21 protein-coding genes are annotated in these 21947 nt (G+C 60.0%); 14 read left to right on the plus strand and 7 right to left on the minus strand.

The window, feature by feature from the left end:
• Positions 1 to 220: 220 nt before the first annotated feature.
• Together AC1DNW_RS34675 and AC1DNW_RS34680 are read right to left on the minus strand one after the other, a co-directional pair.
• The gene (locus AC1DNW_RS34675) at positions 221 to 913 is read right to left on the minus strand and encodes a ribonuclease HII (RefSeq protein ID WP_113308193.1); all 693 of its coding nucleotides are present in this window, start codon (positions 911 to 913) and stop codon (positions 221 to 223) included.
• 223 nt (positions 914 to 1136) lie between these two features.
• Positions 1137 to 2294, minus strand: coding sequence for a PA0069 family radical SAM protein (locus AC1DNW_RS34680; protein WP_113308194.1), 1158 nt, complete (start codon positions 2292 to 2294; stop codon positions 1137 to 1139).
• Positions 2295 to 2433: 139 nt separating this feature from the next.
• Here AC1DNW_RS34680 and AC1DNW_RS34685 point away from each other — a divergent pair, with 139 nt between their 5' ends.
• Positions 2434 to 2952 (plus strand): glycosyltransferase family protein, encoded by a 519-nt coding sequence (locus tag AC1DNW_RS34685; RefSeq protein ID WP_113308195.1) that lies wholly within the window; start codon positions 2434 to 2436, stop codon positions 2950 to 2952.
• 180 nt (positions 2953 to 3132) lie between these two features.
• A complete protein-coding gene (locus AC1DNW_RS34690) occupies positions 3133 to 3447 on the plus strand; it encodes a hypothetical protein (RefSeq protein ID WP_113308196.1) in 315 nt (104 codons plus the stop codon).
• A 23-nt stretch (positions 3448 to 3470) separates the two neighbouring features.
• Here AC1DNW_RS34690 and moaB read toward each other — a convergent pair whose 3' ends face one another.
• From moaB to AC1DNW_RS34710, 4 genes are all read right to left on the minus strand, one after another.
• Entirely contained in the window at positions 3471 to 4022 is a 552-nt protein-coding gene (moaB, locus tag AC1DNW_RS34695) for a molybdenum cofactor biosynthesis protein B (RefSeq protein ID WP_113308197.1), read from the minus strand.
• The gene (locus AC1DNW_RS34700) at positions 4022 to 4915 is read right to left on the minus strand and encodes a 4-(cytidine 5'-diphospho)-2-C-methyl-D-erythritol kinase (protein WP_113308198.1); all 894 of its coding nucleotides are present in this window, start codon (positions 4913 to 4915) and stop codon (positions 4022 to 4024) included. The genes moaB and AC1DNW_RS34700 overlap by 1 nt, the downstream gene beginning before the upstream one ends.
• A gap of 6 nt (positions 4916 to 4921) precedes the next feature.
• Positions 4922 to 6754: a tetratricopeptide repeat protein gene (locus tag AC1DNW_RS34705; RefSeq protein ID WP_477855675.1), complete on the minus strand. Its 1833-nt coding sequence runs from the start codon at positions 6752 to 6754 to the stop codon at positions 4922 to 4924.
• Positions 6755 to 6967: 213 nt separating this feature from the next.
• Positions 6968 to 7984 (minus strand): polyprenyl synthetase family protein, encoded by a 1017-nt coding sequence (locus tag AC1DNW_RS34710; protein WP_113295165.1) that lies wholly within the window; start codon positions 7982 to 7984, stop codon positions 6968 to 6970.
• A 109-nt stretch (positions 7985 to 8093) separates the two neighbouring features.
• On the opposite strand from AC1DNW_RS34710, the gene AC1DNW_RS34715 reads away from it, so the two are divergent.
• Both AC1DNW_RS34715 and AC1DNW_RS34720 read left to right on the plus strand, forming a co-directional pair.
• Complete coding sequence (locus AC1DNW_RS34715; protein WP_113295166.1) at positions 8094 to 8321, plus strand: putative signal transducing protein; 228 nt, start codon at positions 8094 to 8096, stop codon at positions 8319 to 8321.
• A 4-nt stretch (positions 8322 to 8325) separates the two neighbouring features.
• Positions 8326 to 9102 (plus strand): methyltransferase, encoded by a 777-nt coding sequence (locus AC1DNW_RS34720; protein WP_113308200.1) that lies wholly within the window; start codon positions 8326 to 8328, stop codon positions 9100 to 9102.
• Positions 9103 to 9173: 71 nt separating this feature from the next.
• Here the strand turns inward: AC1DNW_RS34720 and AC1DNW_RS34725 are convergent, their stop codons facing one another.
• Positions 9174 to 10517 carry an Nramp family divalent metal transporter gene (locus AC1DNW_RS34725; RefSeq protein WP_113308201.1) on the minus strand — a complete coding sequence of 448 codons (1344 nt, stop codon included), beginning with the start codon at positions 10515 to 10517 and terminating at the stop codon, positions 9174 to 9176.
• A gap of 192 nt (positions 10518 to 10709) precedes the next feature.
• Here AC1DNW_RS34725 and AC1DNW_RS34730 point away from each other — a divergent pair, with 192 nt between their 5' ends.
• From AC1DNW_RS34730 to AC1DNW_RS34775, 10 genes are all read left to right on the plus strand, one after another.
• On the plus strand, positions 10710 to 11570 hold the full coding sequence (locus tag AC1DNW_RS34730) for a S49 family peptidase (RefSeq protein ID WP_113308202.1): 861 nt from the start codon (positions 10710 to 10712) through the stop codon (positions 11568 to 11570).
• A gap of 19 nt (positions 11571 to 11589) precedes the next feature.
• On the plus strand, positions 11590 to 11781 hold the full coding sequence (locus AC1DNW_RS34735) for a hypothetical protein (RefSeq protein WP_113295170.1): 192 nt from the start codon (positions 11590 to 11592) through the stop codon (positions 11779 to 11781).
• Positions 11782 to 11936: 155 nt separating this feature from the next.
• The gene (locus AC1DNW_RS34740) at positions 11937 to 12896 is read left to right on the plus strand and encodes a glycine--tRNA ligase subunit alpha (protein ID WP_477855676.1); all 960 of its coding nucleotides are present in this window, start codon (positions 11937 to 11939) and stop codon (positions 12894 to 12896) included.
• Positions 12897 to 13100: 204 nt separating this feature from the next.
• Positions 13101 to 14801 carry a DUF2207 family protein gene (locus tag AC1DNW_RS34745; RefSeq protein WP_477855677.1) on the plus strand — a complete coding sequence of 567 codons (1701 nt, stop codon included), beginning with the start codon at positions 13101 to 13103 and terminating at the stop codon, positions 14799 to 14801.
• Positions 14802 to 14916: 115 nt separating this feature from the next.
• Positions 14917 to 15468 (plus strand): LemA family protein, encoded by a 552-nt coding sequence (locus tag AC1DNW_RS34750; RefSeq protein WP_477855678.1) that lies wholly within the window; start codon positions 14917 to 14919, stop codon positions 15466 to 15468.
• A gap of 83 nt (positions 15469 to 15551) precedes the next feature.
• Positions 15552 to 16823 carry a 3-phosphoshikimate 1-carboxyvinyltransferase gene (gene aroA / locus AC1DNW_RS34755; RefSeq protein ID WP_113308204.1) on the plus strand — a complete coding sequence of 424 codons (1272 nt, stop codon included), beginning with the start codon at positions 15552 to 15554 and terminating at the stop codon, positions 16821 to 16823.
• Positions 16824 to 16859: 36 nt separating this feature from the next.
• Positions 16860 to 18797 carry a DUF2207 domain-containing protein gene (locus AC1DNW_RS34760; protein ID WP_477855679.1) on the plus strand — a complete coding sequence of 646 codons (1938 nt, stop codon included), beginning with the start codon at positions 16860 to 16862 and terminating at the stop codon, positions 18795 to 18797.
• Positions 18798 to 18888: 91 nt separating this feature from the next.
• A complete protein-coding gene (gene purD, locus AC1DNW_RS34765) occupies positions 18889 to 20160 on the plus strand; it encodes a phosphoribosylamine--glycine ligase (protein ID WP_477855680.1) in 1272 nt (423 codons plus the stop codon).
• 204 nt (positions 20161 to 20364) lie between these two features.
• Positions 20365 to 20817 (plus strand): plant virulence effector HPE1-like domain-containing protein, encoded by a 453-nt coding sequence (locus tag AC1DNW_RS34770; RefSeq protein ID WP_113312130.1) that lies wholly within the window; start codon positions 20365 to 20367, stop codon positions 20815 to 20817.
• A gap of 368 nt (positions 20818 to 21185) precedes the next feature.
• A partial coding sequence (locus AC1DNW_RS34775; RefSeq protein WP_477855681.1) for a cache domain-containing protein occupies positions 21186 to 21947 on the plus strand: 762 nt, incomplete at its 3' end.

Consider the following 21947-nt stretch of genomic DNA (forward strand, 5'->3'; position numbering starts at 1 on the left):
TGAGCTACAGCTCTGATAGGATTGGAAAGCCCCGCTTCGGTGGGGCTTTTTGTTTTTGGCAGATGCTGCGTGATTGGCGTGATGTGTGAGCTTATAATGGCTGCGCCGCGCCGCAAAGAGAGCCGCTCCGTAGGAACCTACCTCAGAAACGCTCTATATGATGCAAATGGTGTCCCGCCCCCTGTGGTTCGCAAAGACGAGGCGGATATCGCACTGGAGTTTACTCCTCCAGCATTCCCCCATTCACGTCTCCCACGACGCCGTCCTTGCGGAGTGGCCGGAAGCTCAGTCGGTGTAGGGTGCACGGCCCGTGCTTCTCGATGCCGGAACGATGCTGCGCCGTGCCATATCCGACATGAGCGGCAAAACCATATTCGGGAAACACCAGATGCGCCCGCGCCATCATTCGGTCGCGCGTAACCTTTGCCACGATGGAGGCGGCCGCGATCGAAACGGATCGCGCGTCACCCTTCACCACGGCCTGCCCAGGGCAGTCGAGCCCTGTCGGCACATCCAGCCCATCCGTCAGCACATAACCTGCCTGTATGGCAAGGCCGCAGATCGCGCGGCGCATGGCGTCAAGGCTTGCCTTGCGGATATCGGTTTCGTCGATGCGTGTGGAGCTGGAGGAGGCGATGGAGACTGTTGCGGTCGCAAGAATTTGGACGAACAACTCCTCGCGCCGCTGCGCCGAAAGCTGCTTGGAATCGTTAAGCCCCTCGGGGATACGCTTGGGATCGAGGATCACGGCTGCAGCAACGACAGGTCCGGCAAGCGGTCCGCGTCCGGCCTCATCTGCGCCCGCGACAGGCCAGTGGCCAGCCTTGCGGGCTTTCAACTCAAGCCGGAAATCCGGCACGAGGGGGACCTCTTCAAAGAGCAGAGGAGAATCGGGTGACGTGCGACGTTTCATGCGGTTGAACCTCGCACGCCAACCCGATTTCCTGCAAGCCCCCGGATCAGGGCGGCGACGGCCGGGGGCGGTCMGGCGGATGGTGCGGTCAGGGCCATCCGCGGGAATTGCGCAAGGCAGAAGACGCAGGGCAGGTCTTCCTTCACGCCTTACGCAAGCTCATAAGCAATTCCAGCAAAAGTGCGCAGCGGTTTCGCGTCCGGAATTGCGTGAAAACAATCAGTCAGAGCAGCGAAAGCTGCACGCCGCTGCCATTKGGCGGCACAAACAAGTCGTCGCGCAGAGCAAGGCTTCGACGGGTCAGCCCAAGCCGCTTTGCCGCCATCTCGAAACGGCGGGCGATCTGCCAGGCATAGGGTCCCGCACCCTTCATGCGCTTGCCGAACTCTGCGTCATAATCCTTGCCGCCGCGCATCGAGCGCACCAGTGACATGACATGGCGATAACGATCAGGGTAATTCTGCAGCAGCCAGTCACGGAACAGCGGGCTCACCTCGAGCGGCAGCCGCAGCAGCACATAGCTCGCTTCTTCAGCACCCGCCGCCTTGGCGGCATCGAGGATGCGTTCCAGCTCGTGGTCGTTGAGCGCGGGGATGACCGGCGCGGCCATCACTGACGTGCGCACGCCAGCTTCGGAAAGCATACGGATCGCCTCCAGCCTGCGCGTCGGTGTCGATGCCCGCGGCTCCATAAGGCGCGCAAGCTTGCGGTCGAGCGTCGTCACCGAAATGCCGACACGAACGAGGTTCTTTGCCGCCATCTCCGTGAGGATATCGAGGTCGCGCAGGATCATCGCCGACTTGGTGACGATCGCCACGGGATGATTGGCCTTGTTCAGCACTTCGAGGAGCTGCCGCATGACGCGCCATTCCTTCTCTATCGGCTGATACGGGTCGGTATTGGTGCCGATCGCGATGACGCGGACCTTATAGCCCGGCTTGGCGAGTTCGCGCTCCAGAAGCTTCGGCGCATCCGGCTTGGCGAAGAGCTTGCTTTCGAAATCCAGCCCTGCCGAAAGACCCATATAAGCATGCGTCGGTCGGGCAAAGCAGTAGATACAGCCATGCTCGCAGCCCCGGTAGGGGTTGATCGATCGGTCAAAGGAAAGATCGGGAGACTCATTGCGGGTGATAGCGGTGCGTGGCTTTTCGATCTGCACTTCGGTCCTGAAGGGCGGCAGTTCTTCCAGGCTCTGCCAGCCGTCGTCGAAGGTCTCGCGCTGCATGGGCTCGAAGCGGCCGCTGGGGTTCAATCCCGCGCCACGACCGCGCCGTCGGTCAACCTCGATGCGCAGCCCGGAGGTCGCGATCATCGCGTCGGCAATATCTGCCGTATTGGCAGGCGCAAATGCGTCCTGCCCTGCAAGGGACTCTGGTCTCATCGGATTCTCCAGCGGCGGAAAACGCTCGATCCCGCTCGTTTTGATGATTAAATTCCTATCCGCAAAACGTGAACAATACAAGAACAAAATGGGGAAAGTCGCGCTGGCAAAATTTTGTGCGGCGCTCTATAAACAGGCAATGTTGACCGTCGTTCTTGAATGCCAGGATCAGGAACCTGAGCTGGCCCAGACTCTATCGGCATTGGTGGCAGGCGCCGTGGAAGGCCTCGTCAGCGATGTGGTCGTGCTCGATCACGGCTCGCGCGACGGCACCTCGCGGGTGGCGGATGCAGCCGGCTGCCGTTTCCATTCGCAGTGGGATATCAAGGATATCATCCGTTCAGCCCGCGGCGAATGGCTGCTCTTCGTCGAGCCGGGTGCGAGGCCGCAAGCGGGGTGGATCGATGAGGTCTCGGAATATGTGGCGTTGAACAAGGTCCCCGCACGCTTTACCGCCTCGCGCGGCTATCGCCGCCCCTTCTTCCAGCGAGTCGGTCGTGTTAGGCCGCCACTGGAACTCGGCCTGCTCATTCCGAAGAAACTTGCCATTTCAGCCGCAACGAGCGGCATGCGCCTTACCGAATTCGTCAAGGCACAGAAGCCGCACCGGCTCTCCAGCGAATTGATTCCCTCGTGGGTCGCCCGCGCTGCGCGGTAGCTGCTGTATTCCTCGACATTGCGAAAAGATGGCGCCCAATAGGGTTTCGCGCTATAATTTGGCTATGGCGCCGCCGAAGCGCCTCGCTTCGTAACGGATGGCCATGGATGCCGGTGAACGGCGGAACAGGTCAGCGAAAATCTCCTCTTCTGCCGGGTTCCCGGCGAAAGGAGGTGCGTCATGCTACGCGATATGGTCCACGGCCTGCTGGCGGTCATGTTGACGATGTTGGTGATCGCGCACCCGCATCCGGCAGCATCGCAGATGATGCGCAGTTGCGCAGGCCGATCCGAGATCGTCAATTTCCTGAACAGCAATTTTGCTGAAAAGCTCACGGCCGTCGGATTGATCGACCAGAACGCCGTTCTTGAGGTATATGCCGCCGAAAGCGGCACCTGGACGCTCGTCGTCACGGATGTTCACGGCATAAGCTGCGTGCTGCTGTCTGGTGACAGCTGGGAAACGATGCCCACCCTGCCGGGCCTTGCGACATAGGGAATGCCGCACTTGTAGCCGGTCTATTTCGTCGCGCCGCGCTTCAGGTGCTCGCCCAGACGCGGCATGATCTCCACGAAATTGCAGGGCATCTGCCGGTAGTCGAGCTGCGCCTTCAAGATGCCGTCCCACGCGTCCTTGCAGGCACCCGGCGAGCCCGGCAGCACGAAGATGAAGGTGGCATTGGCGACACCTGCCGTGGCGCGCGACTGGATCGTCGAAGTGCCGATCTTGTCGTAGGAAATACGATGGAACACGGCCGAAAACCCGTCCATCCGCTTTTCGAAGAGCGGTTCCAGCGCGTCGGGCGTCACGTCGCGACCGGTGAAGCCGGTCCCGCCCGTGGTGATGACGACGTCGATCTCCTTGGCTTCAGTCCAGGCGCGTACGCGTGCGGTGATCCTCTCGCGGTCGTCAGGCACGATATCGCGGTCGACCAATTGATGCCCGGCTTCCGCAATCCGTGCCACCAGCGTATCGCCGGATTTGTCGTCAGCCAGCGTGCGCGTATCCGAAACGGTCAGAACCGCAATGCCGAGGGGTACAAAAGCTCGTTTTTCGTCCAGGCCTGCCATCATGCACCTCCTGCGAAAGTCTCCGTCGACTGGAAATACCAGTCCGGGCGGGCCGCGTGAAGATGCTCAGCGGCGCGCAGCGCAGCAACGGGTGTCTCGAAGATGCCGAAGCAGGTCGCGCCAGAGCCGGACATGCGGGTGAAAAGCGCGCCTTCTGCCGCGAGCATGTCTGAAATCTCCGCGATTTCGGGAACCATTTCCCGTGCTGGCAGCTCAAGATCATTGCGTGTCGCCCGTATGGCTTCCATCCAGTGCGGCGTCTTCATCAGGACCAGCGGAGGATTATTCTTGCTGACAAGCCGCCGGAAGATCTCGGGTGTGGAAACGCCTTTCAGCGGATTGGCGAGCACCATGGCGAAGGAGGGCAGGGCATCGGCCGTCTCTATCTTTTCGCCGATACCGCGTGCGATCAGCGGCGTGCTTTTCAGGCACATCGGCACGTCGGCCCCAAGTTTCAGCGCCAGGGTGGCGATGATTTCGGCCGGTAGCGCCACATCCCACAAGCGCATCAGCCCGCGCAGCGTCGCTGCCGCATCGGCTGAACCGCCACCGATGCCGGAGGCGACTGGCAGGTTCTTCTCCAGATGGATGCGCACGGGCGGAGCACCGCCTGCCGCCTCCCGCAGCAGGTCGCGCGCCTTCAGCACGAGATTGGTGCCGGGATCATCGGCCAGCGCATCGGCGAACTGGCCGGAAAGCGTAAAATCGTCGGCGTCTGCGAGCGCAAAGTTCAGCCGGTCGCCATACCGCGCAAATGTCACCAGCATTTCGAGAAGATGATAGCCATCAGGCCTCTGGCCCGTCACATGCAGGGCCAGATTGATTTTTGCGCAGGCATCTTCGGTAACGGCGAAATCGCCTGTTACGGAAAGCAGTATGCCCGTTTCAGGCATGCGGCCTCAGGATTTCTTGTCGACCGGCGGCGGCGGCACCGGCTGAGGGTCCGGCTGCTTCTTGTCAGCAGCCTTGGAGTCGTCATCCTGGGCCGGCAGGCCGTTGGCGATCTTTTCCTTGATCTTCGGGATCTCGGCCTCCTCGGGTTCGGAGGCGAGAGCGCGGTTCCACTGGTAGACGGCTTCGAGCTTGCGGCCGACACGMCAGTAGGCGTCGCCGAGATGGTTGTTGATCGTCGCGTCGCCTGCCTTGATCTGGGCGGCACGCTCCAGCTCATCGACAGCATCGTCGAAGCGGTTGAGGCGGAAATAGGCCCAGCCGAGCGAGTCGATGATGTAACCGTCGTCAGGGCGCAGCTCGACGGCCTTCTTGATCATCTCAAGACCTTCGTCGAGGTTGCGGTTCATGTCGATCCAGGAATAGCCGAGATAGTTCAGAACCTGCGGCTGGTTGGGATTAAGGTCCAGCGCCTTGCGGAAGCTCGGCTCCGCCTGATCCCACTTCTTCAGCCGCTCATAGGCGATGCCGCGCTGGAAGAAGACGCTCCAGTCGGCGCGGCCCGGCAGCGGTCCAATCACCTCGACGGCCTTGTCATAATTGTCGGCCATCGCCTGATAGTCCTTGGCGTCGGACAGTACGCTGCCATAGGCAAGATAGCTTCTGATATCCTTCGGGTCGGAGACGATCAGCGCTTGCAGATGCTTGCGGGCGTCATCCACCTTGCCGCCCTGGGCCAGCGCCAGGCCGAGCTGCAGTTCGGAGATGCGGCGCATCGGAGAATTCGCCGGCACTTTCTGATAAAGCGCGATGGCGCGGTCCATCTGGCTCTGCTTTTCGGCAATGCCGCCGAGCAATACCAGCGTGTCGGCGCTGTTGGGATCAAGCGCGTTGGCGGTCTGCAGGTAGAGCGAGACGATGTCTTCGGCGCCGTCACGGTTCAGCGCACCGCCGACCGAGAAGAGCACGCCGGCAGCACCTTCTTCGGCGCTCTTGACCTGCTGTTCCTGCTTTTCGCCCTTCTCGATGCTGTCGCGCAAGGCATTCAACGGTGCGTAGTTTGGCAGCAGGTTATCGCCGACCGAGACGGCGTCGAGCGCCTTCTGCTTGTTGCCCTGCGAGGCTTCGAGGCGGGCGAGCGCCATGATGGCGCGCATGAAGGTATCAGGCGCAGTGGCGCCGCCTTCCTTGTCAAGCACGGCATCGTTCAGGTGCTGGCGGGCGGATTTGACGTCGCCATTGACGACTGCGATCGCGCCGGCATTGTAATTCTGGAAGATGCGGACCCAATCCGGCCCCTTCATCTTCTCGACCATGGCGAGCCCTTCCTTGCCGCGGCCTGCGCCGACGCGTGCCCAGGCCAGCAAAAGGTCGTTCATCATGCGGTCGAGATCGTTCGGCCCGTCATATTTCAGGATTGATTCCGCGGTCTTGAATTCGCCGCGGCGCATCGCATCCATGCCGCGCACGATCGTGGTGATGCGCTCGACGGTCGGGTCACCCTTCAGGTCGTTGGCATATTTCACGCCATCCTTGATGTCGCCGTTGAGCAGCAGCGAGATCATCAGGCGCTGACGGATTTCCGGATTGCCCGGCTCGATCTGCAAGGCTTTCTTGTAGAGCTCGATCGCGGTCGGATAGTCGTGATCCACATCGGCCGTGCGGGCAGCGAGGAACGCACCCGAGAAGGTGGAAACGCTGTCCGGATCGAAGGTCACGGTCTTGCCGGCATCATCCGCCTTGGCCGCGTCTTCGGCGTTCACGCCGCCGATTCCGCCGAGCGAAAGGACCGCCGCCAGGGCTGCGCTCGAAAGGAGACGGGTGACAAATCTCTGCCGCATTAGAAAACCTTTCTTCAGGGACGGCCAGCTGAACACGTCGACCGCAAAATCAGTTGCAAACACTGATTCATAACAGGATGGCTTTTTTGAAGCGGCCCTGCAAGAAATTCAGCCCTCGTTCAAGGACGTTTGATTAAAGCGCGCGCGCAAGAGGGCGCGGCGGTTTTGCGATAACGACATACGTCAAGCAAATCCCGGATATCGTGACACGCTTTAGTTCACGCGCTCGATGCAGAAGTCGATGACTTCCATCAGCGCCGATTTCCAGGCACTGTCCGGCAGCGGTGCGAGCGCATCCCGGGCGATCGTGCCGTAATGGACGGCACGCTGGATCGTGTCGTTGAGCGTACCGTATTTGGTGATCAGGCCGAGAGCCTTTTCCAGATTGGCATCGCTGCTGTTGCCGCCTTCGATCGCATCGCGCCAGAAAGCGCGCTCTTCCTGCGTGCCGCGGCGATAGGCGAGGATGACGGGCAGGGTGATCTTGCCCTCGCGGAAGTCGTCGCCGACATTCTTGCCGAGATCGGCMGCCTTGCCGCCGTAGTCCAGCGCATCGTCGACGAGCTGGAAGGCGAGGCCGAGGTTCATGCCGTAGGATTTCAGCGCATTGCGGCCGGACTTGTTGGTCTCGGCAACGATCGGTCCGACTTCGGCAGCGGCCGCAAAGAGGGCTGCCGTCTTGGCGCGGATGACGGAGAGGTAGTCGTCTTCAGTCGTTTCCATGTTCTTGGCAACGGACAGCTGCAGCACCTCGCCCTCGGCGATGACGCAGGCCGCGGAAGAAAGCACGTCGAGCGCTTCCAGCGAGCCGACTTCCACCATCATGCGGAAGGCCTGGCCGAGCAGGAAGTCGCCGACGAGAACGCTTGCCTGGTTGCCCCAGATCGTGCGGGCGGTCGATTTTCCGCGGCGCAGGTCGCTTTCGTCCACGACATCGTCGTGCAGCAGCGTTGCCGTGTGCATGAACTCGACTGATGTGGCGAGCTTGATGTGGTTCTCGCCCTTGTAGCCGAAGAGCGAGGCCGTAGCGAGCGTCAGCATTGGCCGAAGGCGCTTGCCGCCGGAGGAGATAAGATGGTTTGCCACCTCCGGGATCATCTGGACATCGGAGCCGGCCTTAGAAAGGATAAGCTGGTTCACCCGCTCCATATCCGTCTTGGTGAGGTCCACCAGCGGCTTTATGGAAGCCAGTTTGTTTTTGTTTTCTTCAAGCGGTATGACCACGCCCAACGACCCGGACTCCTGTTCATTCGTTGCCTTTGACAATAGAAAGGGGCGATGGAGGCGGCAAGGGGTGAATTGTCGCTGCAAGCAAATTCGGAAGGGAAAATGACGGCAAATGCATGAGCTTATCCGCGCAAACGATCCCGTTCTGCTCTCTTTTGCCGAGAGCCTCATGAAGGATGCGGGAATTGCGTGCTTCATCGCCGATCAGGGCATGAGCGTGCTGGAAGGCTCGCTCGGCATGCTGCCGCGCCGCCTTTTGGTCGACGAGAAGATGGCCGATCAAGCCCGCCGCATCCTGATCGACGCCGGTCTCGGCGACGAACTTCGCGAGCGGAAGTGAAAAGATGACGCAGGCGGCGACCGAAACCATAGATGCCTTCCATCGCGGCCTCTTCCATATCGTCCAGCCCAGGGGCAGGGGACATCGCGCCGGCATGGATGCGATGCTGCTGGCCGCCCTCGTTGCCGATGATCGCCCCGTAAAGGTGGCTGATCTCGGCGCCGGTGCAGGCGCGGCCGGTCTTGCAGTCGCCTCCCGTCTTCCGAAGGCCGAGGTTGTGCTTTTCGAGCGCTCGGCGGAGATGGCAAGCTACGCCCGCCGCAGCATCGAGCTGCCTGACAATGCCCATATGACCGGCCGCGTCTCAGTCGTCGAAGCCGACGTGACGCTGACCGCCAAGGCACGTAACGATGCCGGCCTGATCGACGAGAGCTTCGATCACGTTATGATGAACCCACCTTTCAACGATGCCGGCGACCGCAGGACTCCGGATGCGCTGAAGGCCGAGGCCCATGCCATGACCGATGGTTTGTTCGAAAGCTGGATCCGCACCGCCGGTGCCATCATGGTACCGGGCGGACAACTGTCGCTGATCGCCCGGCCGGAATCGATCGCCGAGATCATCGCCGCCTGCGGCAGGCGGTTCGGCGGCATCGAGATCACCGCCATTCATCCACGTGAAGGCGAGAATGCCGTCCGCATTCTCGTCACGGCGATCAAGGGCTCGCGGGCAAGGCTTTCGCTGCGCGCGCCCCTCATCATGCACGAAGAGGGGAGCCACAAGTTCTCCCCTCTCGTCGATGATTTCAACAATGGCCGCGTGGCCTATGCCAGGCTTTAAAGCAGTTCCACGAAAAGTGTGCTGCGGTTTTCCGTTCGGAATTGCGCGAGAACAAAAACAATTCCGGGAAACTAGCCGCCAGTTACGAAGTCCAAGAGCAGCTTGACGTTCAGGCCGGCGATCACGATAGCGACCACATAGGCAATGCCGCTGAGCCACTTCGGGGCAACTAGTTCGCCCATCTTCGCCTTGCTGGCTGTGAACATCACCAGCGGGAAGACGGCGAAGGAAAGCTGCAGGCTGAGCACCACCTGGGTGAGGATCAGCAGCTCAGCCGTACCCTGGTCGCCATACCAGATCGTCACGAAGGCGGCGGGGACGATGGCGATGGCGCGAGTGATCAACCGCCGTACCCACGGCTTCAGGCGAATCTTCAGGAAGCCTTCCATGACGATCTGACCGGCAAGCGTGGCGGTGACCGTGGAATTCAGGCCGCAGCAGAGTAGCGCAATACCGAAGAGCGTGGGCGCAATCGCAAGGCCGAGCAGCGGCGAAAGCAGCGAATGCGCTTCGCCCAGTTCCACCACATCCGTCTTGCCGTTGGCATTGAAGGCGGCTGCGGCAAGGATCAGGATGGAGGCGTTGATCAGGAGTGCGAAGCAGAGCGCCACGGTGGAGTCGATGGTCGCAAAGGTCAGCGCTTCCTTCTTCTCAGGCACGGTATGGCCGTAGGAGCGTGTCTGCACGATGCCGGAGTGAAGGTAGAGGTTGTGTGGCATCACGGTCGCGCCGAGAATACCGAGCGCCAGATAGAGCATTTCCGGATTTGTGACGACTTCGGGCGTAGGCAGGAAGCCTCTGATGACGGAGCCCCATTGCGGGTCGGCAAGGAAGATCTGGATCGCAAAGCAGACTGCGATGACGCCGAGCAGTGTGATGATGAAGGCCTCGATCCAGCGGAAGCCGAGCCTCTGCAGGAGAAGGATGACGAACACGTCGAGCGCTGTTATCAACACGCCGATTTCCAGCGGAATGCCGAAGAGCAAATTGAGGCCGATCGCCGTGCCGATCACCTCGGCAATATCGGTTGCGATGATGGCGATTTCAGCAAAAGCCCAAAGCGGCACGGCGACATAGCTCGGATACGCATCGCGGCAGGCCTGCGCCAGATCGCGGCCGGAGCCTATTGCAAGACGCGCGCAGAGCGATTGCAGCACGATGGCCATGATGTTCGAAAGCAGTGCGACGGTGAGAAGCGCATAACCGAACTTTGATCCGCCGGCGAGCGAGGTCGCCCAGTTGCCGGGGTCCATGTAGCCGACCGCTACCATGTAACCGGGGCCGAGGAAGGCGGCAGCGCGCCGCCATTTGGAGCTGTGCGGCCCCGTGCCAACCGTACGGTAGACGTCGGAGAGTGAAGCTTCCCCGCGCTCGCTCCGCCAGCCGCCCTTTGCATTCGGATTTATGATGTCCATGCCATTTTCACCTGTTTGCCATGCCGGCACTATGACTGATTAGAATGATAATGCAAGTCATTCGCAACAGGAAAGTGGAGAGGCGATGTTTTGGGAGCGTAGCCATTGCGTTTGTCGTTGCAGCGCATACATGCAATGCCCTTGTAATGTGCATGTGCATGCTGGCGCCGCCGATTATGTTAAGGAAGAGAAATGGCTGGATTTTTGAGAAAGCTGATGCCGAAGCGGTTTCGCAGGGATGGGATCGTCATCCCCGTCGTCAGGCTGCAAGGCGCGATCATCAGCGGCGGTGGTCAGTTCCGTCCGACCCTTAATCTCGCCAATGTCGCGCCGGTCCTGGAAAAGGCCTTTTCCATGAAGGACACGCCCGCCGTTGCCATCTCCATCAATTCACCGGGCGGTTCGCCCGTCCAGTCGCGGCTCATCTTCGGGCGCATCCGCGAGCTAGCGCGCGAAAAGCAGAAGAAGGTGCTGGTCTTCGTGGAGGACGTTGCGGCCTCTGGCGGCTATATGATTGCGCTGGCGGGCGATGAGATCATTGCCGACCCGACTTCCATCGTTGGCTCGATCGGCGTCGTCTCGGGCGGCTTCGGTTTTCCGGAACTTCTGAAGAAGATCGGTGTCGAGCGTCGTGTCTATACGGCAGGCGAAAACAAGGTGATCCTCGATCCCTTCCAGCCGGAGAAGGAAAAGGACATCGAATATCTGAAGAGCCTGCAGCTCGAAATCCACCAGGTCTTCATTTCCATGGTGCGCGAGCGCCGCGCTGGCAAGCTGACGGATGATGCGACGGTTTTCTCCGGTCTCTTCTGGAGCGGTACGCGCGGCCTGGAGCTCGGCCTCGTTGACGGGCTCGGCGACATGCGCCAGGAACTGAAGAAACGCTACGGCCAGAAAACGAAGCTGCAGCTCGTCACGGCCGCCCGCGGGCTGCTCGGCCGCCGCATTCCCGGTGTCTCGCCGGTCTCGCTTGAAGGCGCGGCGTCCGGTCTTGCATCGGGGCTTGTCGAAGCGGCGGAAGAGAGGGCATTGTGGAGCCGTTTCGGGCTTTGAGGGGGAGAAACGAGGGGACATGGCACAGCTTATCACGTTATTGATCCTCGTCTGCGCGGCGTGGTGGCTCTACCGTCGCTTCGTCTCCGATGCGCGCAAGCTTGCCGAAAAGTCCCGTCGCGCCGAAAAGGAGCGCCAGACCGGTGCGATCGGCACGCTGGTGAAGGATCCKACAACCGGTGAATACCGCCTGAAACGAGAAGAGGAGTAGGCCGAAAGCATGTTCTGTGCGCTGTCGGCGATGATCGATAGCGTCGACAGGCGTGATGCTTGCTGGCCTTGTCAGGACAAAATGCAAAAGTCTTGACCCCTGCGGTGCTCCGTGGCACCTGTCGCGCACATATTTCAAGCAATCGGTGCCGTTCCATGTCCGCGACTATTCCTGACCATATGAACCCGAAGCGCTCCTTCCAGGCGCTGATCCTGACCCTGCATAACTACTGGGCGGACAAGGGTTGTGCGGTTCTGCAGCCCTATGACATGGAAGTGGGTGCCGGCACCTTCCACCCGGCCACCACGCTGCGCGCGCTTGGGCCCAAGCCGTGGAAGGCCGCCTACGTCCAGCCGTCCCGCCGCCCCTCCGACGGCCGCTACGGCGAAAACCCGAACCGCCTTCAGCACTACTATCAGTATCAGGTCATCCTGAAGCCGAACCCGCCGAACCTGCAGGGACTCTATCTCGGTTCACTGTCAGCAATCGGCCTCGACCCGCTGCTGCACGATATCCGCTTCGTCGAGGACGATTGGGAAAGCMCGACGCTCGGCGCCTGGGGTCTCGGCTGGGAATGCTGGTGCGACGGTATGGAAGTCTCCCAGTTCACCTATTTCCAGCAGATTTGCGGTATCGAATGCTCGCCGGTTGCGGGTGAACTGACCTACGGTCTCGAGCGCCTTGCCATGTATGTGCAGGGCGTCGACAATGTCTACGACCTGAACTTCAACGGCCGTGAAGGCGACGAGAAGATCAGCTATGGAGATGTCTTCCTGCAGGCAGAGCAGGAATATTCCCGCCACAACTTCGAATTCGCCAATACCGAGATGCTGCATCGCCATTTCATCGATGCCGAGAAGGAATGCCAGGCGCTTCTCGCCGCCGGCGCGCCCGGTGGCGACGCCAACCAGCGCCTGCACAAATGCGTCTTCCCGGCTTACGACCAGTGCATCAAGGCCAGCCACGTCTTCAACCTGCTTGATGCCCGCGGTGTGATCTCCGTGACAGAGCGCCAGAGCTACATCCTGCGGGTGCGCACGCTCGCCAAGGCGTGCGGCGAAGCCTTCCTGCTGACGGATGCGGGTGGTTTTAACCTCCCCAAAGAAGCGGCCTAAAAGCAGTCCCGAAAAAAACTCTGGTTCTTGAACCATGCTTCTTTTGCGTTGCATGGACCGCTCTTACATTGTCTCGTTGTGCGGTAAAATTGAAGTATAGATTCGGGACGCCCTTTGAAGAGCAAGCCTGTTTGTTTTAGAATTTCATCTGCGAGTTGTCCGAGCGGACTGCTCCGAGTGCTCTCATCGTGGACTATTTTATGCGTGTTTTCCGCATTGCTGACGTCATGCGGCAATTTTGACGCAGAGTTCGTTGTCAAATCCGTAAAGACGACGGTCGAAGTGTCCGATGACGGCAGTGCTGAAGTGTCGGAAAACTTCGCCATCGCCGTCAAGAAGTCGACCAATTACGGTGGCGTCTACACTGATATACCGCAACGCTTCAAGGATGCGTCAGGTAACGTTCACCGGCGAGATTTCGAGCTTTTTTCTACCCAACACGACGGGCGTGAAGAACATCATTTTGTAGAACAGAATGTACCGGGCTACTCGATCTATATCGGCAGGAAGCATTGTAAGCGCTGCCCTACCAACATTCCAGTCGGCGTCAGCTATATCAAGATCATCTACAAATTAGGCCGTCTGGTGCGTGAAGAGGGCGATCGCCAGGTTCTTGTCCTGCCTGCCTATATGGGCCGTGTTCATGACTGGAGCGCCGAGAAGACTGTTGTTCTGACGATTCCGCCCGGGGGAGTGCTGCGCCCTTTGAAGCTTGACCTTCCAGCTTATGAAATGACGCAAAATGTACCCGGCGAGATCGAAGTATCTATTGCTGCAGGTGAGCCCGACCGGGTGCTACCTGATATTGAGATCGAATATCCGAAAGGAACTTTTCGGCAGGCGACGATCGGGACGCAAGCGCGCTGGTGGCTCTCCGATCATTTTTTGATCTTCATAAGCATTGCGGGGCCGTTGATTGCAGGCCTGTTCGTCGCATTGAGATTGCGATCCAAGTGGCAGTTGCCTGGGAACTTGGCGGACGTCGATACCAAAGTGGTACGGACCACATCTCCTGCTCTGGCCGCCTATCTGTTCTGGAATTGGAAGGAGGACGCGGCAAAGACCGCGTTTCTGGCTTCTGTCTGCCATCTCGCGGTGAAGCGAAAGTTCCGCATTTCCGGCCTGAATGAAGACGCCGAGGCTTCGGAATTGTCCGCCAAGAAAGCACGAAAAGGCAAGGTGACTGGTGTCAGGTGGTATAGTCTTCCGGCCGCCAGCCGTCTGGTCTTCGAGCAGATCGAGAAAGAAAAGCCTGTCGATGATCGGCGCAGAATTATGCGCGCTTGGAACAATTTGAACGGAGAGCTGCACAAGAAAGTTGTCGAGGAATACGGGCGCTTAAGTAGTGGGGTGGATCGCAGTAAATTGTTGACTGTACTTTCTGTCCTGGTTCTTAGCGTTGGGGTTGCGTATTTTTCGGGTCTATTGCTCTATTCTGTGGCAGTATGCGGTATATTGCTGATGTCTCTTTTTGTCGCGATGGGAATCCTGCGCCCGGAGCGGATCAATTGGCCCAACAATTTTAAGGACGCGTTCGGTTTATATGTAGGTCTACCGGTGTTAGCGATTATTGCGCTGTACCACATCACCACGGCCGAGCTTGTCAGCGAACAGTGGCCATATGTGCTGGCCATTCTCGTTGATATTGCCGCACTTGTTGTCGCTCTCAGGATGAAGCGCATGCCAACACCGACACAACGTCAGCTCCGTAACAAACTGTTGGCGCTAAATCGTTATTTTCTCGGCAAGATAGATGGGCCGAAAATGTCGATAGAACGCTACGAGCGTTGCCTTCCATTCGCCATAGCATTTGGCGCAGACAAACGCTGGACCGAGCGTTTCAATCAGTGGCTGGCGAGCGAGAACATGGATGCCTACGCTCCTGATTGGTTGAAAAAATCCTAGAACTAGCTCTCAGCCTTCAAAGTCTCACGAAATCGGCAGAAGCATTCCCGTGCCATCATGACTTTACTGCGTCGAAGCATTAACGTCCGACCATCAGAGCTGGGAGCGCATTCGCATGTACATAATACTCGCTGTTGTTGTCCTCATCGCACTCTACGTCATCTTCATCTACAACGGCCTCGTCCGTTCCCGGCAGATGGCCGAAGAGGCCTGGTCCGGCATCGATGTACAGCTGAAGCGTCGTGCTGATCTGATCCCGAACCTGATCGAGACCGTCAAGGGCTACGCCGCCCATGAAAAGACCACGCTCGAGGAGGTCGTCGAGCTCCGCAACAGGGCGCAGGCCGTTCCCGCTGGCGATGTTGCCGGCAGGGCGCAGGCGGAAGGTCTGCTCGGCCAGGCGCTCGGCCGGGTGATGGCGCTCGCCGAAGCCTATCCCGACCTCAAGGCCAACCAGAATTTCTCCGAGCTTCAGGCCTCGCTCGAAACGATGGAAAGCGAAATCCAGATGGCGCGCCGCTATTACAACGGCGCGGCCCGCGATCTGAACGTCAAGGTCGAGAGCTTCCCCTCGAACCTCGTCKCCGGCCAGTTCGGCTTCGCCAAGCGCGAATATTTCGAAATCGCCAACGAGGCCGATCGCGCCGTACCATCAGTCAAGTTCTGACCTTTGTCTTTGCACAAAAACTGCTATGAGCAGTCCAACATGGCCGTGCACGGCCGCTGCAATGGACAAAAGAGACAAGCGCAATGAGTAAAGCCAAGCTCACCATCATCCCGCCGGGCAAGCCGCTGGCCGGTCGTGCCGTGCCGCCGGGCTCCAAGTCGATTACCAACCGCGCCCTGCTGCTGGCGGGCCTCGCCAAGGGTACGAGCCGGCTGACCGGCGCGCTGAAGAGCGACGACACGAAATATATGGCCGAGGCGCTCAGGGCCATGGGTGTGCAGATCGACGAGCCCGACGACACGACCTTCGTGGTGACCGGCAGCGGCAAGCTTCATCAGCCGAAAGTGCCGCTCTTTCTCGGCAATGCCGGCACGGCGACACGCTTTTTGACGGCTGCCGTTGCCGCYGTCGAGGGTACTGTTGTAGTCGATGGCGACGAGCATATGCGCAAGCGGCCGATCGGCCCGCTGGTCGCAGCGCTTAAATCGCTGGGCCTGGATGCCGAAGCCCCGACCGGCTGCCCGCCGGTGACCGTGCGCGGCAACGGCCATTTCGCCTCCGGCCGCGTCGAGATCGATGCCGGGCTGTCGAGCCAGTACGTTTCGGCGCTTTTGATGGCTGCACCGCTCGCCAAGCAGGGCGCCAACGCACCTGTCACGATTGCGCTTGCCGGCACTGACATCGGCGCCCGCGGGTATGTCGATCTCACTCTTGCCGCCATGGAAGCCTTCGGCGCCAAGGTTGATCAACTCGATGCCGCGACCTGGCGTGTCGAGCCGACCGGCTATACTGCAGCCGAGTTCGTCATCGAGCCCGATGCATCTGCTGCAACCTATCTCTGGGCGGCCGAAGTGCTGAGCGGCGGCAAGATCGATCTCGGCGTGCCGAGTGATGCTTTCACCCAGCCGGATGCCAAGGCCTACGAGACGATCGCCAAGTTCCCGAACCTGCCGGCCGAAATCGACGGTTCGCAAATGCAGGACGCTGTCCCGACGATCGCCGTGCTCGCCGCTTTCAACGAGACGCCGGTCCGTTTCGTCGGCATTGCCAACCTGCGCGTCAAGGAATGCGACCGTATCCGTGCCCTGTCCACGGGGCTCAACAACATCCGCGAAGGTCTGGCGGTTGAGGAAGGCGACGATCTGATCGTCCATTCCGATCCTGACCTTGCGGGTCAAACGTTGCCGGCCGAAATCGACACCTTCGCCGATCACCGCATCGCCATGAGTTTCGCGCTTGCCGGCCTGAAGATCGATGGCATTACCATTCTCGATCCCGATTGTGTCGGCAAGACCTTCCCTGCTTACTGGCGCACGCTCGCGGAGCTGGGGGTTACCTACAAGGACGAGCCCTGAACAAATCAGGGCTGAGCCGCAACCGGGGGAGGGGACATGGTCCGGCGGTTTTTCGGCATTTGTTTCGTACTGCTGATCGCGCTTTCGGCACGGGCAGCCATAGGCGCCGAATTCATCGCCTCCTTCGATTCCGCCATCCAGCTGGAAAAGAGCGGGGCGATGACGGTGTCGGAAACGATCACCGTCAATGCCGAGGGCGACCGTATCCGGCGAGGCATCTTCCGCGATTTTCCGCTGACCTTCAGGGATGCGGGCGGCCGACGCCGCAGCGTCGATTTCAGCGTCGTCTCGGTCAAGCGCGACGGCCAGGACGAACCCTGGCATACGGAATCCATTTCCGGCGGAATACGCATCTATGCCGGCTCCGAAGACGTCACGATCTCTCCCGGCCGCCACCAATATGTCTTCACCTACAAAACGAACCGTCAGATCCGCTACTTCGACGATCATGACGAGCTCTATTGGAACGTGACCGGCAACGGCTGGATTTTTCCGATCCGCTCTGCAGTAGCGACGGTCACCTTTCCACAGGGCGTTGTGCCCGAAGATGTCACCTTCTTCACTGGCCCCGTCGGTGCAACCGGCAAGAATGCTCGAGCGAGCGTAGACGACGGCCGCCTGGTCGTCGCGACCACCGCGCCCCTCGGCGAAGAGGAGGGGCTGACCTTTGCCGCWAAACTCCCGAAGGGTGCGATCGATCCGCCGAGCGCCGATCAGGAAAGCAGCTGGTGGTTCAGCGACAACCGAGACTATTTCATCGGTTTTGGCGGTCTCATCCTCGTCTTCCTCTATTACACGCGCTCCTGGCTGAAGGTTGGCCGCGATCCGGCGCGTGAGATCGTCGTGCCGCGCTGGGATCCGCCATCCGGCATCTCTCCGGCCCTCGTCAATTACATCGACAACAGAGGCTTTTCCGGCCAGGGCTGGACGGCTCTTTCGGCCACGGCGCTCGATCTTGCCGTGCGCGGTTATGTCAGGCTCGACGACCTCAAGGACTCCATCATCATTCGCCGCACCGACAAGCCGCTCGGCAAGGAGAAGCTCCAGGCTGGCGAGGCGGAACTCCTGAAGGCCGTCGGCGGCAGCGGCGATGCACTCACTATCGACAAGGCCAACGGCGAGAAGGTCAAATCCGTAGGCCAGAGCTTCCGCTCCTCGATCGAACGGGAGCATCGCGGCAAATATTACAATTCCAATGCCGGCTACATCACCGGCGGCGTGATCCTGAGTGCCGCGGCCCTGGTGGCGCTCTTCGTCTTTGGCTCGCTGGAGCCGGATACGATCGCGCTGATGATCATCCCCATCGGCATCTCCGTTTTCCTGTCCGTCTTCGTCGCAGGTTTTGCGAAGGCGCTGCACCGTGGCCGCTCGCTTGTAGGCAAGATTTTCGTGGTCATTGCGATCGCGATTGCGGTCTTCGTAGGATTGAGCATTCTCTCGACCGTCGTGCTGGCGCTCGGCTCTTCGCTAATGGAATTCCACGAAACGCCCATGCTTTTTGCGGTGGGCGGCATCGTGCTGTTCAACATCCTCTATTTCTTCATCATGGGAGCGCCGACGCCGCTCGGCGCCAAGATGACCGCCGGTGTCGACGGCCTGCGGCAATATCTGACACTCGCCGAAAAAGACCGCATGAACATGGCCGGGGCGCCGCAAATGTCGCCGCAGCATTTCGAAACGCTGCTGCCTTATGCCGTAGCGCTCGGTGTCGAAAAGCCGTGGTCGCGCACCTTCGAGACCTGGCTGGCTGCCGCTGCCGCAGGGGCCGCTGCAGCAGCCTATAGCCCCGGCTGGTATTCCGGCAATTTCAACAGCGGCAGCTTTTCGGATCGCATTGGCGGCTTCTCGTCATCGATGGCCTCGACGATCGCCTCCACCATTCCGTCGCCGCCGCCCTCCAGCTCGTCCTCGGGTTTTTCAGGTGGCGGTTCGTCCGGTGGGGGTGGCGGAGGCGGCGGAGGTGGGGGCTGGTAAGCTTTCCTGCTTGACCTTTCGGGCCTTCATGCTTAACCGCCAGACCAACAGGCCAGGCCAACAGGCCAGACCAGCAGCAAGGGGATCAGGCATGAAGGTTCTGTTGATCGGATCGGGTGGACGCGAGCACGCACTCGCCTGGAAGCTGGCGCAATCGTCGCTGATGACGGAATTCTACGCCGCCCCCGGCAATCCCGGCATCGCCGAACATGCGGCACTGGTTGAGCTTGATATCGACGACCACGATGCCGTCATCGCCTTCTGCCGCGAAAAGACGATCGATTTCGTCGTCGTCGGCCCGGAAGCCCCGCTGGTCGCCGGTATTGCCGACGACTTGCGGGCCGCAGGTTTTGCGGTCTTCGGCCCGTCGGCGGGCGCTGCCCAACTCGAAGGCTCCAAAGGTTTCACCAAGGACATCTGCGCGCGGTACAATATCCCTACCGGTGCCTATCAGCGCTTCAACAATGCCCCGAAGGCAAAGGCCTATATCCGTGAGCAGGGTGCCCCTATCGTCGTCAAGGCTGATGGCCTCGCTGCCGGCAAGGGCGTGACCGTCGCCATGACGCTGGACGAGGCACTGGCTGCGGTGGACGATTGCTTCGAGGGTGCCTTCGGCGAGGCCGGGGCCGAAGTCGTCGTCGAAGCCTATCTGGATGGCGAGGAGGCGAGCTTCTTTTGCCTCTGCGACGGGCAGAGCGCTCTGCCGCTCGCGACCGCGCAGGATCACAAGCGCGTCGGTGAAGGCGATACCGGCCCGAACACCGGCGGCATGGGCGCTTATTCGCCAGCACCCGTCATGACAGCCGAGATGACCGAGCGCACGATGAAGGAAATCATCGAGCCGACCATCCGCGGCATGGCCGAAAGCGGCCATGCCTTCAGCGGGGTTTTCTTCGCGGGCCTGATGATCACCGCCAAKGGGCCGGAACTCATCGAATACAATGTCCGCTTCGGCGATCCGGAATGCCAGGTGCTGATGATGCGGCTGAAGAGCGATCTCCTGCCGCTGCTGCTTGCCTGTGCCAACGGCACGCTGGACCAGGTCAAGGCGGAATGGAGCGATGATCCCGCCCTGACCGTCGTCATGGCCTCGAAAGGTTATCCGGGCTCCTATGAGAAGAACACCCCGATCCTCGCACTGCCGGAAGCCGGCGAGGGCGGGAAGGTGTTTCATGCCGGCACATCGCTGAAGGATGGCGCGCTCGTTGCCACCGGCGGCCGCGTCCTGAACGTGACGGCAACGGGCCGCACGGTCGGCGAGGCGAAGGACCGCGCCTATGCCCTGCTGGGCGGGGTGAAATGGGAAAACGGTTTCTGCCGCCGCGATATCGGCTGGCGCGCGGTTGAACGCGAAAAGGCATAGGAAACGGGCAGACAACGGCCTGTTTCGCTAAATTTTTACCCTTTCTTCTGACGGGATGGAAACAAAGCTGCGTTAATCTTGGCTCCTGATGCATCGGACCGAAAAGTGTGAAACGGTTTTCGGACAATCCGATGCTTGAACAAAAACGGAGAGTGGTGGACCGTTTTCCGGCCGCTGCTGTCAAGTGAGACCGGGGTAGCGTTGATGCGTCAGATTTTCCTCAGTGCAGTGTTCCTGCTGGCGGCTGGTTCCGCCATGGCCGCCTCGATCGAAGTGATCGGGCCGAGCAAGCCGAAGGAAGCCGGCAGCATCATCATTGAAACTTGCGGCCATTGCCCGCCGCCTCAGACCGAAGCCTCCAAGAGGGAGTATTCGGTACCGGAGCTGCGCCCCGGCGCTTTCCAGCAGGCCGAAGTCCGTGACATCGACGGCGAGAAGAAGATTTATCGCACCGAAAACTGGATGGGCGGCTCTCCCGTTCTCTTTGTGAGCAAAGCCACCCCAGAACAGATGCTGGCTCTCGCTCCGGTCGTGCCCGCAGAAGGTATCGACAACGAGGCAACGGCGGCCGTGGTCAGCGGCGGTGCGAAACCCATAGCTGCCGGCATGGAACAACCCGTTCCTCTCGACGCTTCCGCCTTCCAGCTCCGTTTCTGACCCGGTTTATCGCATCCACCCGATCAGAGTTTGATCGTTGCACGGACCCACCATGGTGGACTGAAAGTGCCCCTGAAGAGACGCAGGTGTGTTGTTCTCTGTTCAATAAGTATGCGCTAATTTATTTGATTGCAACTATTGATGGTTGCAACCTGTACAAGTCTGCAAGAAGATACCTGTCAATTCTACTAGGCGCGCCGAGTAGAAGTCCTGTGTTTGTTAAAAGATAATTTAATCATTMATTATAATTTTACTTACGGAGGACCGGAGAGTGCATGATTGCGCTAGCTGGGCGCGCGACTCTCGCGCGCAGGTCGGGAGTTGACCGATCCGGGATATTGCTTTTCACCTTTTCCGTGAGGTCAATCATGAAGAAGCTCAAGATTGCCCATCAGCTTTTCGCGCTGGTCGGTGTTTTGATGGCCGCATTTGCAGTCGCAACCTATTTTGAAATCCGTACATCCGAGCAGGCGATCTATGATGAGCGCTTCGATATGCTTCGCACGCAGGTCGAATCGGGCATCTCCGTCCTTAACACCTTCTACGAACGCGAGAAGGCTGGGCAGATGACACATGAGGCTGCCCAAGCCGAAGCCTTCGACATCCTGAAGCGCGTGACCTTCCAGCCATCAGGCTATCTCTTCGGCTTCGACTACAACGTCATCCAGATCTTCCATCCGAGCCCGGTCAATCTCGGCAAGGATATGAGTGGTCAGGTCGACAAGACAGGCGCGAAATTCAGCCAGGCCCTCGTCGACCATGGCAAGGCCGGCGGCGGCCGTACCTACTACTACTGGACCAAGCCCGGTCAGCCGGAAAACCAGGTCTTTCTCAAGGGCGGCTATTCAAAGGCTTTCGAGCCCTGGAAGATTGTCGTCGGCACAGGCGTTTATCTCGATGACCTGCAGGCCAAGGTCAACGAGACGATGTGGAAGGCTCTCACGGCCTGCGCCATCGTCTTCGTCGCCGGCATTGGTGCCGCCTTCTACTTCATCCGMGGCATATCGAAMCCGTTGAAGGACGTGCACAACGCGCTTCAGGCGGTTGCCGACGAGAATGTTTCCCTTGATATCCCGCATACCGGCATGAACAACGAAGTCGGCATGATGGCGAAGGCGACGCAGTCGCTG

The organism is Rhizobium sp. 05L429, assembly GCF_056397645.1.